The 14,762-nt window shown below is 49.4% G+C and carries 17 protein-coding genes and 1 pseudogene; 9 read left to right on the forward strand and 9 right to left on the reverse strand.

Going from position 1 to position 14,762, the window contains the following annotated elements; all coding sequences use genetic code 11:
* The 6 genes from ACFPXP_RS13250 to ACFPXP_RS13275 all read left to right on the forward strand — a co-directional run.
* Positions 1–381 (forward strand): hypothetical protein (locus ACFPXP_RS13250; protein WP_379894741.1); only part of this gene is annotated, 381 nt, incomplete at its 5' end.
* A 77-nt stretch (positions 382–458) separates the two neighbouring features.
* Entirely contained in the window at positions 459–677 is a 219-nt protein-coding gene (locus tag ACFPXP_RS13255) for a hypothetical protein (RefSeq protein ID WP_379894742.1), read from the forward strand.
* Positions 678–679: 2 nt separating this feature from the next.
* A complete protein-coding gene (locus ACFPXP_RS13260) occupies positions 680–892 on the forward strand; it encodes a hypothetical protein (RefSeq protein WP_379894743.1) in 213 nt (70 codons plus the stop codon).
* A gap of 125 nt (positions 893–1,017) precedes the next feature.
* The gene (locus ACFPXP_RS13265) at positions 1,018–1,200 is read left to right on the forward strand and encodes a hypothetical protein (protein WP_110841793.1); all 183 of its coding nucleotides are present in this window, start codon (positions 1,018–1,020) and stop codon (positions 1,198–1,200) included.
* 131 nt (positions 1,201–1,331) lie between these two features.
* Positions 1,332–1,937 carry a RadC family protein gene (gene radC, locus ACFPXP_RS13270; protein WP_379894744.1) on the forward strand — a complete coding sequence of 202 codons (606 nt, stop codon included), beginning with the start codon at positions 1,332–1,334 and terminating at the stop codon, positions 1,935–1,937.
* Between the two features lie 98 nt (positions 1,938–2,035).
* Positions 2,036–2,782, forward strand: a complete 747-nt coding sequence (locus tag ACFPXP_RS13275; RefSeq protein ID WP_379894745.1) for a hypothetical protein — start codon at positions 2,036–2,038, stop codon at positions 2,780–2,782.
* Between the two features lie 366 nt (positions 2,783–3,148).
* Here the strand turns inward: ACFPXP_RS13275 and ACFPXP_RS13280 are convergent, their stop codons facing one another.
* Complete coding sequence (locus ACFPXP_RS13280) at positions 3,149–4,210, reverse strand: hypothetical protein (protein WP_379894746.1); 1,062 nt, start codon at positions 4,208–4,210, stop codon at positions 3,149–3,151.
* A 68-nt stretch (positions 4,211–4,278) separates the two neighbouring features.
* A complete protein-coding gene (locus tag ACFPXP_RS13285; RefSeq protein ID WP_379894747.1) occupies positions 4,279–4,461 on the reverse strand; it encodes a hypothetical protein in 183 nt (60 codons plus the stop codon).
* A 110-nt stretch (positions 4,462–4,571) separates the two neighbouring features.
* On the opposite strand from ACFPXP_RS13285, the gene ACFPXP_RS13290 reads away from it, so the two are divergent.
* Together ACFPXP_RS13290 and ACFPXP_RS13295 are read left to right on the forward strand one after the other, a co-directional pair.
* The gene (locus tag ACFPXP_RS13290) at positions 4,572–5,231 is read left to right on the forward strand and encodes a helix-turn-helix transcriptional regulator (RefSeq protein WP_379894748.1); all 660 of its coding nucleotides are present in this window, start codon (positions 4,572–4,574) and stop codon (positions 5,229–5,231) included.
* A pseudogene (locus ACFPXP_RS13295) lies at positions 5,228–6,265 on the forward strand (recombinase family protein); the annotation flags it as partial. The gene ACFPXP_RS13290 and the pseudogene ACFPXP_RS13295, both read left to right, overlap by 4 nt.
* Positions 6,266–6,904: 639 nt before the next feature.
* Here ACFPXP_RS13295 and rlmH read toward each other — a convergent pair.
* Together rlmH and ACFPXP_RS13305 are read right to left on the reverse strand one after the other, a co-directional pair.
* Positions 6,905–7,387 (reverse strand): 23S rRNA (pseudouridine(1915)-N(3))-methyltransferase RlmH, encoded by a 483-nt coding sequence (gene rlmH, locus ACFPXP_RS13300; protein ID WP_379894749.1) that lies wholly within the window; start codon positions 7,385–7,387, stop codon positions 6,905–6,907.
* 244 nt (positions 7,388–7,631) lie between these two features.
* Positions 7,632–8,810 carry a S1C family serine protease gene (locus tag ACFPXP_RS13305; protein WP_379894750.1) on the reverse strand — a complete coding sequence of 393 codons (1,179 nt, stop codon included), beginning with the start codon at positions 8,808–8,810 and terminating at the stop codon, positions 7,632–7,634.
* A 216-nt stretch (positions 8,811–9,026) separates the two neighbouring features.
* Here ACFPXP_RS13305 and ACFPXP_RS13310 point away from each other — a divergent pair, with 216 nt between their 5' ends.
* Positions 9,027–9,218 (forward strand): hypothetical protein, encoded by a 192-nt coding sequence (locus tag ACFPXP_RS13310; RefSeq protein ID WP_379894751.1) that lies wholly within the window; start codon positions 9,027–9,029, stop codon positions 9,216–9,218.
* 9 nt (positions 9,219–9,227) lie between these two features.
* On the opposite strand, the gene ACFPXP_RS13315 is transcribed toward ACFPXP_RS13310, so the two are convergent.
* Genes ACFPXP_RS13315 through yycF form a run of 5 tightly spaced genes read right to left on the reverse strand, consistent with a single transcriptional unit; the run spans position 9,228 to position 14,604 of the window.
* Positions 9,228–10,031, reverse strand: coding sequence for an MBL fold metallo-hydrolase (locus ACFPXP_RS13315; protein WP_379894752.1), 804 nt, complete (start codon positions 10,029–10,031; stop codon positions 9,228–9,230).
* Between the two features lie 4 nt (positions 10,032–10,035).
* Positions 10,036–10,761: a two-component system regulatory protein YycI gene (gene yycI, locus ACFPXP_RS13320; protein WP_379894754.1), complete on the reverse strand. Its 726-nt coding sequence runs from the start codon at positions 10,759–10,761 to the stop codon at positions 10,036–10,038.
* A 12-nt stretch (positions 10,762–10,773) separates the two neighbouring features.
* Positions 10,774–12,063 carry a YycH family regulatory protein gene (locus tag ACFPXP_RS13325; protein ID WP_379894755.1) on the reverse strand — a complete coding sequence of 430 codons (1,290 nt, stop codon included), beginning with the start codon at positions 12,061–12,063 and terminating at the stop codon, positions 10,774–10,776.
* Positions 12,056–13,894 (reverse strand): cell wall metabolism sensor histidine kinase WalK, encoded by a 1,839-nt coding sequence (gene walK / locus ACFPXP_RS13330; protein ID WP_379894757.1) that lies wholly within the window; start codon positions 13,892–13,894, stop codon positions 12,056–12,058. Before walK ends, ACFPXP_RS13325 begins: the two co-directional genes overlap by 8 nt.
* The gene (gene yycF / locus ACFPXP_RS13335; RefSeq protein ID WP_379894759.1) at positions 13,891–14,604 is read right to left on the reverse strand and encodes a response regulator YycF; all 714 of its coding nucleotides are present in this window, start codon (positions 14,602–14,604) and stop codon (positions 13,891–13,893) included. The genes walK and yycF overlap by 4 nt, the downstream gene beginning before the upstream one ends.
* Between the last annotated feature and the right edge of the window lie 158 nt (positions 14,605–14,762).

Consider the following 14,762-nt stretch of genomic DNA (forward strand, 5'->3'; position numbering starts at 1 on the left):
ATCGTCATCCTCCATGTGCACGGTTTTTCATCGTATTTCAACGATTTCCTTGCATATGAATTCGACAAAGAATGCCTCAAACCCTTGCTGTTACTGGATTTTTTAATCGTTCAGCAAGCCCTACTTAGTCCTGATGTTGTTCTCTTTTTTACCGGGCCGTATTATGACGACAGACTGCAACGAACTTTTGCCGGGTCGGTTCTGGATTCAGTGAATGGAATGCCGCTCAATCTGTTATGTCGAGTCATCCATGATAAGCTGCCGTATCACTCTTATCGTACCTATCATTCGGGCTACTCGTTGCGAGGAAATAAGGCGAAGGTAGCCAGATTCGATCCGGTAGTCGATGCCATCGTCAATCTTGTACTGCAAAAATATTGATTTCCAGCGAGTCAGGGAGCGATCCTTGGCTCGCTTTGTTTTTATACCGCTATTCCACTTGAAAGGGGGTGAACAACATGGTTGTGAAAATAGGATTGCCAGAAGATGTTTCTACCGTTCTGAAGCAGCTTGTTATGAATGGACACTTCAGTATGGCTGGCCGCGTTCTTCTAACCTACTGCCGCCGAACCTATGGCGTAGATGAAGAAACCGCCGCTCGCTGGACCGTTGCCTACTTTCAACGCGAATTTCCTCAACAACTGCAACGGCACAGGAAACGACTGGCGGGGGCGTGAGGATGTACGATTTCGGAGGAAAGGAGACTGGAGAGATGACTTACGAATCATTCAAACGTAACAGCCAGAAGGAATATCTCGGATTCTGCGAACAAAAAGGATACATCTACTCTGTAAAGCTGGATGCAGGGAAGCATGCCGTTGTCGCCCTTCGCAATGGACAGGTTACGGTTCTGATTACTTACACCGTTCAGGCATCGCCGATCTTCAGATGAATGGCGGAGCTCGTCGGAAACGGCAACTGTCGCCATTCAAGCGAATAGGACGGTCAATGCAGGTAGCCGTGCTGTTGTATCGACAGGAGGGTTATTTTCCATGCCATTGAAGGGAGGTGAGTCACATGGAGAACGTGCAGGATTTGTTAGCCAGAAGGAACCAGTTGATGGCAGCAATGCGGATGATGGATCGCAACGCCAGCTTTGATACTGAGGAAGGCAGGGTATACGCTCATACGCTGGTCAAGCTGGTCATGATTGAAATGCAGATTGAAGCTCAAGAAAAAGAAAAAGTCGCCCGCAAATAGAGACGGAGCGACAAAGAAAAAATACGTTGTCATCATCATAATTCAAATTCATCTATCACGCAACAGGAGGAGCCGCCGCGGCTTCTCCTTTTTGCATTTCAATGGAGGTCAACCACATGAATGTATATGAAATGTCGTCAATCAAAACGCTGTTTACCGAGGCACTTGCCGAAAAGCCGGATTCCTATGTCGTGGATCAAATCTTTGCCCGTTTCCCGTCGCTGACCGATCTGATGAATGTCACGGAGCAGGAACTGACCGCCATCAAGGGCATCGGCAGAGTGAAAGCACGCCAAATCATCGCCGCCCTGCAACTCGCACGGAGATTAAATGCACCTGTTTACAGTCATCCGCATGTGATTCGCTCCCCCAAGGATGCAGCCGATTTGCTGATTCCAGAGATGAGGTATCTGCAACAGGAGCACTTCGTTGTTCTTTTTCTGAACACCAAGAACCATGTCATCGGGCGACCGGAGACGATCTCGAAAGGTTCGCTCAATGCAGCCATCGTGCATCCACGCGAAGTCTTTCGAGCTGCCATCAAGCGATCCGCAGCCTCAATCGTAGTTTCGCACAACCATCCGAGCGGCGACTGCACACCGTCACAAGAAGACATTCAACTCACGGCTCGTCTAGTCGAAGCCGGGGATGTGACTGGCATCGAAGTGCTCGATCATATCATTGTAGGCGGGGACCAATTCATCAGTCTCAGGGAACGGGGTCTTATGACTTCGTAATCAGCGGATATTGAACGCAGTTCCATCCGCAGCGGCTTGCTGTAATAGCTGGCCGCTGTCTTCTTAGATCACCAAATTCACATTGGAGGAATATACGCATGAACAACCATCAGCAACAATTTCAGTTACCAACTGCAACGAACGGAAGCAAGGTCGAACTTCATCCGCATCCGACAGTTTCGATTACGGCAGTTGTTGTGCTGCAAAACATAACATTACCGGACGCTTCAAGGAAGCTCGTATGTGAATCGGAATGCCGGAATGAACGGTTTGAAATCATGGTGCCGAAGGATGTTCCATTCAGCGGGCTGCGGGTCAAATTCAGGTTCATCCGTGAAACAATCGAGCAATTGAGTGGCTGGAAGGTATATCTGTTCAAAATGTACAGTCCCGGAGCAGTCAGCGGTGGAATGTTTGCGGATCGCCAGATGAAGGAATTGTACATCAATGTGGATTTATTGCGGATGCCTCTGCGGGCAATAGTCAAGCTGATCGATAGCTTGCCCGATCTGCTGTCCGCATTATCAGAACGAGTGAAATCGGCTGTAGACGGATTGTATAAGTCAGACAGGACAAAGATCTTCCGAGTGAACCAACAAGCTTCTGTGGGGCTCACAGTAAGCGAGAATGGCCTTTGCTTCCCTTCCCATTATGTCTTTTCTGCGGACGAACTCTTTGTACATGTTTCGATCAACGACAATGAGGTTTATCTGCAGTGCGACAACGGATGGAGGTTGTTCTTTCAATCGCAATTGCCGTTACCGTTCTACGCTTACAAAACTCCTATCGAGGTCAGGAGCCAAGGCTATACCATCCTTTGCCGCTTGATGTTTGCTATGGACTGAAGCGTGATCATAAGGAATTGCGTTTCGTGGTGTATGCGGATTAAGTTCTACCCATATCCTGCATCAGCAATCGGAAAGGCGGCTCGCTTCGCTCGCCGATTAAAGACCACCCTCTCCGCTCCCTGAGGGAGGACGTAAAGGGTTCCCACCCTTTACAATCCCGTCACTCGCCGTACGGCGTTCCTCAGCTAACGCTGAGGACAAGCAAGAGTGTCGGCTTGTCGCACCGCTCAGTCAAGGGTAAAGGCTTCGCCCCTGCGGCCATTGACTGGCTTCCTGTGGCCCATTAACGCATCGTTGTGCAATGCGAACACTGATGGAAAGACAGGGCCCGCTCGCTTCGCTCGCGGCCCTCTGTACAACATGTCAGCTTAATACATCGGTAAGATAGTTTTGTCGCAACCTGTATTTCTCTTTGCCCACATACGGTTCCAAGGAAGCTCCGGTATAATTCAGATTTATCGGATCAATACGCACCGTTCTGTAAGTTATCGTGTCTTTCCCGCTCCAGCTTGCTTTCAACACCGCATAACTCTTGAACGTGAAGTATAACCTTAGGGAACCGGACATCCATTTATCGAGGTCGGTACGGAAGGTCGAACCCAGATCAATGATCGGCTTCTTGAACGCTTCGTGTGCCTTGAGCTTTCTCTTCTCAACTGCATTGAGAGACATGAATGCTTCCTGAAATGTACCGTACTTTTTGATTCTCCTCATGATCTTATCTTTGCCGCTGAATTTGTCAGTGTCTACAACGATCATATGCTTCATGGCATCCGCCCTCTCATCGAATAAGAACTGGAGCAATGTTTTCCTTGTATGCTTGTCCTTCTGCCTTCTTGTCCGTTCGATACGTGTCCATATGGTATCAGCCAGTCCTTGTTCTTCTGCCTTATCGTAGTTTTTGACTTGCTGCCATCCCCGCTTTCCATACAGGAAGGTTTGACCGAGACTCTGGTAATCTTGCGGCGGTTTCTTTTGATAGGCAACGTAGAGACGCTTGGAGAGCTCCTCTGACGACAGGAACTGCACACAATCGACTTTGTCATCGCTCTTCACGATGAATGCATCATAATGGTTGCCAAGCACAAGATCAACCAGGGCCAGCACTGCATCCGGTGTGAGTCGATGCTTCCAAGGGTTCAGCATGATCGATGTTGCTGGTGCCAGCGGATTCATCGGCGACCACTGCACACTGAACAGGTCATATATAAGCTTGTTCTGGTAGAAGGAATCGTCGTCATCGGCATGGAAGCTTGCGGGTCGGACAAGATCAATGAAGGGTTGTTGCGGCAGGATACCCGCTCCAATAATCAGCTTGTCGTAAGGACAGATGAAGTTTTCATCTGTTTCGACTGACAGAAGGTTCTGAATGACAGGAGCTGTGTTCAATATCTCCGTTACCCGGTGTCTGTTATACAAAAACATGATGGTTTCACCTCAAATATCTAGAGGGATTGAAGCCTTGTGGGGCAAGGGTTGAGCCCTCTCGGTTGTCATTCTTCTCGACCAGTTGTTAGAGATTCGACTTCTGCCTCTGGCGGATGATCCAACATGCGATTTAATGTCAGGGCGAGCCCATCAATAAAATCTTGTTCCTTCTTTCGCTTGTCGTGAACGATCTCAAACGCATCGTCAATCTCGTTCAGGTTAACACCAATATCGTGGATAAAGTCCATAACAACCTCCGATTATTTATATTTAGGTATTTGTAATTATATATTTGCAAACCATCATAACAGAGTTTATAATCACTGTAAACCTGCTTGTACAGAAAGGATGATCATCCATGCCAAGACGGATTCTCACTCGCGAAGAGTTTGAATATTTGAAGACGAGCGATTTGGGAGAGCGATTAAAGTTCTACAGAAAGGAAGCCGGAAAGCTTCATTCCAACAAATCATTTACAACGACGGCAATGAGTGAACGTGTAGGTGTCAGTCACCAGACAATCATCTCTATCGAACGCGGGGATTCCAAGAAACCCGCTTACCAGCTCATCTACAAAATTACGCAGGATTTAGGCATCCCCTTCGAAGCATTAACAGATGAATTCTATCAGGGAGAACTTCAGCTGATAGCTATCGGGGAACCGAGCGACCACGCTCCACTTTCAACTGATGAAAGCCCACTATCGTATATCGGTACCATCGTCTATCAGGCGTTCACGGACGGGATGATGCGATTTATTCATGACCTCCAATCCTCTCGCCCTCTTGACAAAGAGCAATTCATCGCTTCCTTGGGCCGCATAATTGGTGAACTAGAGTCACTTAAAGCATCCGAGGAGTTGTTCAATCAACCGCATCCGGCAGTCAAAGGACGTTTTCTGATCAATGATATGGATAAGCACCCGAATGCATTTCCTATCTTCCCGCGAACTTCATGGAACGAGCATCAATCCAGCTTCATTAGCAACTACGAAAACAAAGGAGAAGATGAACAATGAACAAACTAAAAGCTGTTCTGTACGCCCGTGTAAGTACGGAGGAACAAGTTAAAGAGGGTTACAGTATTGAGGCCCAGATCACTGAGTTGAAACGATATGCTGATTATCACGGTATGGAAATAGTAGGTGAGTATGTTGATGAAGGAACAAGCGGCAAAAGTATAAAAGGTCGCCCCCAGATGAAACGTCTGATGAAAGATATCAAGACAAAGAAAATTGAGGTTATTTTATTCTACCGACTTGATCGCCTTGCTCGAAATACAAAAGATGCTTTAGAAATCAATGAGCATGCAGAGAAGAACAATGTCAAACTTGTAAGTATTAACGAACAATTTGATACCAGTACTACATCTGGGAAGACATTTTTTCAACTTTTATGTGCCTTCGCCGAGTTTGAAAGAAATAGTATAGTAGAACGCGTAAAGTCAGGGATGATTCAAAGAGCAAAAAATGGCAAGTACAACGGAGGAAAAGTGCTGGGGTACGACAACATCGATAAAGAACTTGTCATCAATGAGTACGAAGCCGTCATCGTCCGCAAAATCTTTGATTATGCCAATCAGGGACTCGGATTCAAAGCCATCACCCGCCGTCTGAATGAAGAAGGCTATCGTTCCAAGATGGATAAACCCTTCAACGTCTGCGGGATCAAGACGATCCTCAACAATCCCATCTACATCGGAAAGATACGGTATAACCAACTGCAAGACTGGTCTGAGAAACGACGTAAGGGAAAGAACCCCGATTATCTGCTTGTTGACGGGACGCATGAATCGCTTATTGCCCCCGAATTATGGGAGAGTGTCCATCAGAAGCTTGGTCGGCGTTCCTACAAGCCATCCCGCTCCCATCAGCCATATATTCTGAGCGGATTGCTCAGATGTCCTGTCTGCGGTCACGGAATGGTTCCTGCCCGTTCCAAAGGTGCTGGAGGCAAATCATATCGATACTATATCTGTGGACAGTTCCATAACAAGGGTAAGACCGTTTGCCGCTCTAATATGATGCGAGCCGACGTAGCCGAACAGCAGGTGCTTGATGAACTTGTAAAAGTAGCATCGCGTCCAGACATTCTAAGAAAACTGGTCGATAAAATCAATGCCCTGCGATCAGATGCAGACGCTCCGGTCATGGAAGAAAAGAAAGCCCTTGTTGCCGAGTTGAATGCCAACAGCAGGAAGCTTCAGAAGCTGAAAGACAACATTCTGAACGATCCCGACTTGGCTGCAATATTCAAAGATGACCTGAAGGAAACACACGCTCGTCAGGAACAGCTTCAGAAACGGCTGGAGACCATCGAAGCAGAACTGGTCGAACAATTCAACAAGCCTGTTGATTTCGATTCGTTGCAAAAACTGATGAAGCTGATTCAGGACGCACTCATGAAGATCGACGCGGATGAACAAAAGGCGTTATTGCGGCTTATGGTCGAAAGCATCCGCATCACCAAAGAATCTCCAAGGCGGGTCGGACGGCAGATCACCCAGATCAACTTGCACTTCGATTTTACCGTCGAGTCCATGCAAAGGGATTCTGCCGTCCTTCTCAGTCGCCTAGCGGAAACACGAGCTCTGGACTGCGTTGCACCGCTTGATCCTGAAGTGCTCTCCAGTCTCAACGAACCTCATACCGAAAGCCTCCGGGACTTGATGAAGTCCCTTTCTATTTTACCTTTAGCGATGATACGGTTCCCCCCGATTGATCTTAAACGCCCGATAGATCTGCTCCACGAGCACCAAGCGGATCAGCTGATGCGGGTACGTAATCTTACCGAAGGACAGCTTCACATCGGCCCGCTTCAATACATCGTCGGATAAGCCGATGGATCCTCCGATGATGAAGACGACTTGGCTCTTGCCATAGGTCGCAAGCTGATCCAAGTGCTGGGCGAGCTGTTCGGACGACAAGGCTTGGCCGTCGATGGCCATGGCGATGACGTGACTGTCCGGCTTCACATGAGACAGAATGCGCTCGCCTTCCTTCTGCTTCACCTGCTGTTCTTCCGCTGCACTTAATTGCTCCGGTGCTTTCTCGTCCGGCACCTCGACCAGCTGCACTTTCGCATACGGTCCAAGCCTCTTCGTATACTCCGCGATCCCCTGCGTCCAATATATCTCCTTCAGCTTGCCTACCCCGATAATCGTAATTTGCACCATGCATCTCTCCTTCGATAGACCCCTACTGTTTTCCACGTCCATCACTTGCTTCTAGCACCCATCTTATCAATTTCCCAGGCAAAAAGAAAAGAGCTGTCTCCAGCTCCTCCATTTCGCATTTACGCTATTTACATCATCCCGTCATGCATCATACCATCGCTAATTAGAATGGACGCTCGGAAGCATGTGATTGACCACAGTCATGTCACGCGTAACAACCTCGCGCTGGAAGCCTCACGATTTCCTACTCATCCCGCTCCGCCAGCGTCAGATCCGTCTCATACAGCTCCCCGTCCCTGTAATACTCGATCAGCAGCGTATCGCCGATCTCCTTGTTCTTGTACAGGTAGCGCCGCAGATCAATCTGCGTATAGACCGTTACGCCGTCCAGCGCCACGACGACATCATCTACCGTAAGACCCGCTTCCTTCGCAGGGCCGGATACATCGACCACGACCAAGCCGTAATCGACATCCTCCGGCAGATCATACGCATCCGGCTCTTCCGTGTAAGCCAGCTCGATCGACGTAATCCCAATGAGCGGCCGCTGCACCTCTCCGTTCTCGATCAGCTGCTCAATAATCGGCTTCGCGTCGTTAATCGGAATGGCAAACCCTAAGCCCTCGACGCCGAACTCCGCAATCTTCATATTGTTGATGCCGACGACCTCGCCCTGCAGATTGAGCAGCGCGCCGCCGCTGTTGCCTTGGTTAATGGCCGCATCGGTCTGAATGACATCCATCTCCCACTGCTGACCGCCGAGTACGACGGGCACGGTCAGATGGGTCGAGCTGATGACACCGACAGAGATCGATTGCGAGAAGTTGAGGCCCAGCGGATTGCCCATGACGATCGCCATTTCGCCTTTTCTCAATTCGTCACTGTCACCAAGCTCTGCCACTCGATCAATGCCTTCGCCGTCAATTTCCAGAATAGCAAGATCGGTCATCCAGTCTGAGCCGACAAGCTCCGCACTCCTAACCTCCCCATCCTGCAGCACCACTTCAAATTCTATGCCGTCTTCAACGACATGCTGATTGGTGACAAGCAGCGCCTTGCCTTCGCTCTTCTCAATAATGATGCCTGATCCTAACGAGTATTCGTCCGCACGATCCGTCAAATAGCTCAGCACGGTCACGATCGCAGGCTGAACCCGATCCGCGATGTCTATAAATTGATTGTTGAGCGAAAGTAAGTCCTGAGGAGCCGTCTCCGCAATCGCGGGAATCGCTGTTTGCTTCGTATGGCTGGCATCCTTTCCGTTATCCGCCGCAACCCAGATCCACCCGCCAGCGGAGATGATAAGGATGAGGGCCGCCGCAAACAGCCATTTCACTGATCCTGAGCCGGCATTCCCCCCGCCTCCGACTCGTCTCCGATTCACTTTTGTCGAATAAAAATCATCCCGGTCGAACAATCCCATTCCCGTGCATCTCCTTTGTGCTGGACCTGCCCTATTCCAAGAAAGCTGTTCCCAGAAGCACCTCAATCCTCACGGCGAACTATTAGTTGGAATAATTTACGGATCCGCTGCCTACAATAATAATAGATCATGATTTCTATGAAACTTTGAAACTAGCCGAGCGTACAAAAGCTAGGATGACCCTCCCGCTGCGGCCCAAAAAAGGAGTGTAGAGCCATGAACCGAGTTAAGTCCCATTTGGATCAAATTCATATGATCGGACAACTAGCTGATTTGAAGGATCTGGTGTACAAGCAAAGTCTGTTGATCTCTGCATTGTCTGATCTGCTGATCGAGAAGAAACTGATCACACGGGAAGAAATCGCCTGCATGGCCAGCCGGCTCGATGAAGAGCTTACGATCGACTAAGGCAAGCTCTTAGTAATCGAGATCATCCCACAAGGTGGGCCGGTCGTAATACGTATCCATCAGCTTCACCCTGCGGTTTTCCAAATGAATTCCCCGTTCCTTACACATTGTATTCACCGTCAGCTTGGCCAAATCCATCATATTGTGATCTTGGCTCAAATGTGCCAAGTACACCCGTCGCGTGTTTTCTGACAGCAGCTGTACCAGTGCTTCTCCGGCTGCCTCATTGGACAAGTGACCGACATCGCTTAAAATACGGCGTTTAATGTTCCAAGGATACCTGCCGACGCGCAGCATCTCTACGTCGTGGTTCGACTCCAGCACGATCGCGTCCGAATCCAAAATCTTCTCTCTTACTTTGGCACTGACATATCCCAAATCGGTGGCAATACTGACCTTGCGATCCCCCTGCCGAAAGCAGAAACCCATCGGTTCTGCCGCATCGTGGGACAGCGGATAGCTTTCTACCGTCAATTCGCCGAACTGAAGCGTCTGACCGATCTCGATCACTTTCTTCTGCTCATCCTCCAGCTGACCGACATGCTTATTCATCGCTTCCCATGTCTTCTCATTCGCATAGACGCTCAGCTTATATTTGCGTGCAATGGCACCCAAGCCTTTGATATGATCGGAATGCTCATGCGTGACGAGAATGCCGTCCAGATGCTCCCCGGACACCTCCCGTTCGCTGAGCAGCTGCTCCAATTTTTTCGCGCTAAGCCCTGCATCCACCATTAACATCACATCTTTGCTGCGTATGACGGCCGCGTTTCCTGTAGAACCGCTGGCCAATACGGAAAAACTTAGACCCATGCTCCTACTCCTTCTGTACTTCTTCTACTTCCCCATTGATCGCGTGCATATAGTAGACGGTGCCGTTCTGCAGAGAGAATCTCCACTTCGGTGCCATCACCTGTGTATCCGAATTGTATATTTTCCCGTGATAACCAAGCCGAATATCTTCGATCACGGTTCCATTCGGCAAATATTTCTCAGCAAGCAGCTGCAGCGCCGTATATGCCGACAGCACCGTTTGCTCCTTGGACGTATCGCTCGGCAGTGCCTTGGCATACTTCTGCTCATACGCATAAACAATTCCATCCGTATAATACAGTTTTAAATTGACTTCAAACAGCGGCAGTTCATTGTACAGCTGGTTCAGTACATTCACGCCTTCTTTGCTCAGCACCGGATCCCATTTGTATTGTTCGAGATAATCAATTTGTCCCGACAGCCCCTTACTGTAATCCTCTAAGAGAACGGCGTCCTCCAGTGAAAGACGGTACATTCCATCGCCATATTTGCCCGGTTTGCTTTCAAATCGGACAACGATCTCTCCCGCCTTCGGGGTATCCTTCGGAATATCCTGTTTGACTGTAATCCCCTTGTCCTCCAGCAGCTCCAGCGTCTGTTGTGTCATTTCAGAGCTGTTCATCTTGGAACCGAAGACATCCTTTTTAATAAACCACAACTGGTAACCAAGCACCAGATTTAATCCTAAAAAGGCCAGGATGAGTATCGTCTTTGCTCTTCCCCATTCCATCTTCGGTCCCCCTTATTCATCTGCTGCCAAGCCATAATACACACCGTTTGCGGTTAGGCCCGTCCATTGCGGTACCAGTTCTACGTACTTATCGGTCACAAACGGGCGATACGAAGGAAATACCGACATAAAGCTTTCGCCTAGCTCTTCTTCCTTGCCGCTGACGATCGCCTGCAGCTCTTCCCCGCCGGGCAGTACAGCCTCTTCCCGCATCGTCTCTTCTCCCAGCTGAATAAGCGAACGCTCATAGTTGGAGATGACCGACTTCTGCAGCGTCACGTAGATCGAGCCGAATGGCCTTACCGTCCCGGAGATCAGTGGATAACCGTCATAATATTGAATGAAACGGAATCGCTGATCCCATGCATCCGGATACTTCTCAAGCATGTACGAGCCATTCCAGCCGCCATGCTGATTCACGAACTGTACCGCACTGAACAGATTGCTGCTGACATCGGTCCATTCCTGCACCGGCGCCACCGGATCGGAATAGCTCATCCACTGCTCCAGATGATTGACCTGCAAACCCCTTTTGCCATCGGTATAGATTTCGGTACCGTCCTTTTCGGCGAAATTGCGGCTGATACTCGGGTCGACGAATAAGCTGTTCTTCCACTGCTCCGGTGTATATAAGCTGTAGTCGAAGCGCACTTTGACCGTTTGCAGCTGCTGACTCGGCAAATAATACGTCCCGTCCGTACTCGTATAATTGTTCTGTGTGCTTAAATATTCGCCAAAGCCGACATACTGCTCCACATCGGTAGGCTGCAGATCGGCCCGGCCTGCTTCATAGACCGTCAAACCTTGTTCGGTGAAAAAATAGGCTGCGACCTCTTCTTCATTTTCCTTCATGATCCATATCCGATTGATCGAGCCTTCCGTGAACAAAATATCCCCGCGCAGCTGCAAAATATTTTGCAGCGTACTGATCGGGATCGCGTCTTGGAACCGGATTTCGATCCCGCGTGTCGTCTTCCTCAGCTCGTCCCAATCCCTGCTGTACCAGTTGAGCGGCCTAAAGCCGTCAAAGGTACGCTGCACGATTTTTTCCTCATAAATCTTTTTGTAAAACTCCTCTTCTGGATACAGCACCGTATGCCGATCATCGCCCAAATGAATAATGATCTCCTTCGGAAACAGGAGGTCGGTAACCTCAAGCTTCGTCCCTTCAAGCTCCGTGTCGACGAAAGCGTTCTGATCTATTCGTTCAAGCTCCGGCTTACTGTATGCCAGCATATACGTTTGCCACAGACTGACAGCGATGAGCAGTGCTAGTAGAAGTGACTTCACCTTCTCAAGCAATGGAACTCACTTCCTTCTCCTCAGCGGGCAGAGTAAAGGTCACCGTCGTTCCCTTGTTCATTTCCGAATCAATGCGGATGTTTCCGCCGTGGGCTCTCACTATTTCCCGGGCAATCGACAATCCTAGACCTGTGCCCCCCATATTTCGGGAACGTGCCTTATCTACACGGTAGAACCGTTCAAATATGCGCTCCAAGTCCTTCTTCGGGATCCCTTGACCCGTGTCCGCAATCTGAACCTCGATCCAATGATCCTCTTTCAGCCTTGCGCTTAACCTAATGCTTCCGCCGTCTGGCGTATACTTGATTGCATTCGAAACCAGATTATCCAGCACCTGATCTATCGCATCCGAGTCCAAATCGCCTAAGGGGAGATCGGATGCGGTATCCAGTTCAATCGTAATATGCTTCTGAAGCAGCTGGAACGAGAACCGGTCCGACACAACCTCCAGCATTTCGCGAATATCTGTCGGCTCCCTGTGCAGAATGGCCTGCTTAGAGTCAAAACGCGACAAATGCAGCAGATCGCTGACAAGACGAATCATGCGCTCCGTCTCATTGCGGGTGACGCCAATAAACTTCGAAGCCAGCTCCGGATCGTGCATTGCCCCTTCATCAAGGGCTTCCAAATAGCTTTTAATCGTCGTGAGCGGCGTTCTCAGCTCATGGGATACGTTGGCGACAAACTCCCGCCTGGACTGCTCGAGCTTCTCCTGCTCCGTCACATCCTGCAGCACAATGATCGTACCTGCAATCCCTCCATGGCGCCGCTTAATCGGCGTAAAGGTAAGCCGAACTTTGAGCGGTTCAGGAAGCTCGTCACGAACAATATCCATCAGCGCTGTGTGCGCAGTATACCCCTCGCTCAAATCTGACGATCCTTCGGGCAGCTTGAGCACTTCCCCGACATCCTTCCCGGACACTTGCAGCTCGCTTGTCTGCAGCATCTGCAGCGCGCGGCGATTCATGAGAATGATGCGTCCGGCTTCATCTGCCGCCACGACCCCGTCCCTCATATTGCTTAAGATCGAGGCCAGCTTATCCTTCTCTTCTTCGATGGAGGATAGAGCCTCCTTCAACCGCTGTGTCATATAGTTGAAGGCATGCCCAAGCTGTCCGATTTCATCATTGCCGATGACCTGCACCTTCTGATTGAAGTCCCCTTCGGCCATCGCCGTTGCCCTGCGGGTAATGACTTTAATCGGTGCCGTAATCGTATTCGATAATATGATGCCGAGGATCGCTGTGAGAGCCAGTGCAATAATCGTTCCGGCGAGGAAGATCTGATTAATGCTGTCGATCGTCCCCAGCAATTCCTCCATCGAGGCTAAAATATAGACGGCTCCAATCGTCTTGCTGCCTTCCTTGACGGGAAGCGCGAGTGCACTTTTACGCACATTGAAGGCATCGATCACTTCCCGCTCCTGATTCTTGATGCCCTGCAGCGCACGGCTGATGAGCGGATCGGTATTTTTCTGACCGATATCTCCACCGTACATCGTGGAGCTGAGGATCATCCCATTCATATCAATGACTTGTATTTCAGCGCCGATAATTTGATTGAAGTTGTTGACCACATCCGACAGGCTGCTTTCACCTGCGGCAGGACCGTCTTCATCCTTATTCTCCGGTCTCGTCGATAAATACGGCCGAACATACTCCGCGAGCAGACTCGCCTTACTGTTCAAATCCTCAGAAAAATTATTGCGAAAGGAGTTCTCCATCGTCCGGACAAAATAAACCCCGATCAGCTGCATCGCGATCAGGATCAGCAGGACATAAATAATAATCAGTTTGATCTGAATCGACTGGTAAAAGCGGAGTCTTTTCATCCTTTGCGCACAGCCATCATGTATCCGAGGCCTCTCCTCGTCAGGATGTATTCCGGCTTGCTGGGATCATCCTCGATCTTCTCTCTTAAGCGGCGGATCGTCACGTCCACCGTGCGGACGTCACCTAAATATTCATAACCCCACACCTGCTGCAGCAGATGCTCTCGTGTCATGACACGGCCGCAATTTTTAATCAAATAATGCAGCAGCTCGAATTCCCTGTGGGTTAAATCCAGCGGATCGCCTTCTTTATACACGACATACATATCGGAATCGATCGATAAATTCATATACTTCAAGGTTTGGCTGCTGCCGCCTGTTCCCTCCTGCTCCGCCTGCTGGTGACGTCCCTGTCTTCTGAGATGCGCCTTTACCCTGGCAAGCAGCTCTCTCGTTCCAAAAGGCTTCGTGACGTAATCATCCGCACCCATTTCCAACCCCAGCACCTTATCCAGCTCTGTATCCTTTGCCGTCAGCATAATGATCGGCGTATGGAGGCGCGAACGTATCTCGCGGCATACATCCATTCCATCCTTCACAGGCAGCATCAGATCCAGCAGGATTAAATCCGGTTGTTCCGAAAAAGCCAAATCAATCGCTTCCTGTCCATCAAACGCACAGATGACCTGATAGCCTTCCTTCTCCAAATTAAACTTTAGTATTTCTGCGATAGGCGTTTCATCGTCTACCACCAATATTTTGCCGTACACGGCAGCACCTCCCGATTCACAGGTTACAGCGGGAAACCGCGTTCATGCGGAAGTTATAATGAAATGATAAATTCATACAGATATAACCCTATTCTATCATATTCATACACAAAAAGAGACAGACTGAAACATTTGTCAGCCTGTCCCTTACGGTTTAT

The sequence above is a fragment of the Marinicrinis lubricantis genome, from assembly GCF_042658665.1.
Classification (GTDB): domain Bacteria; phylum Bacillota; class Bacilli; order Paenibacillales; family KCTC-33676; genus Marinicrinis; species Marinicrinis lubricantis.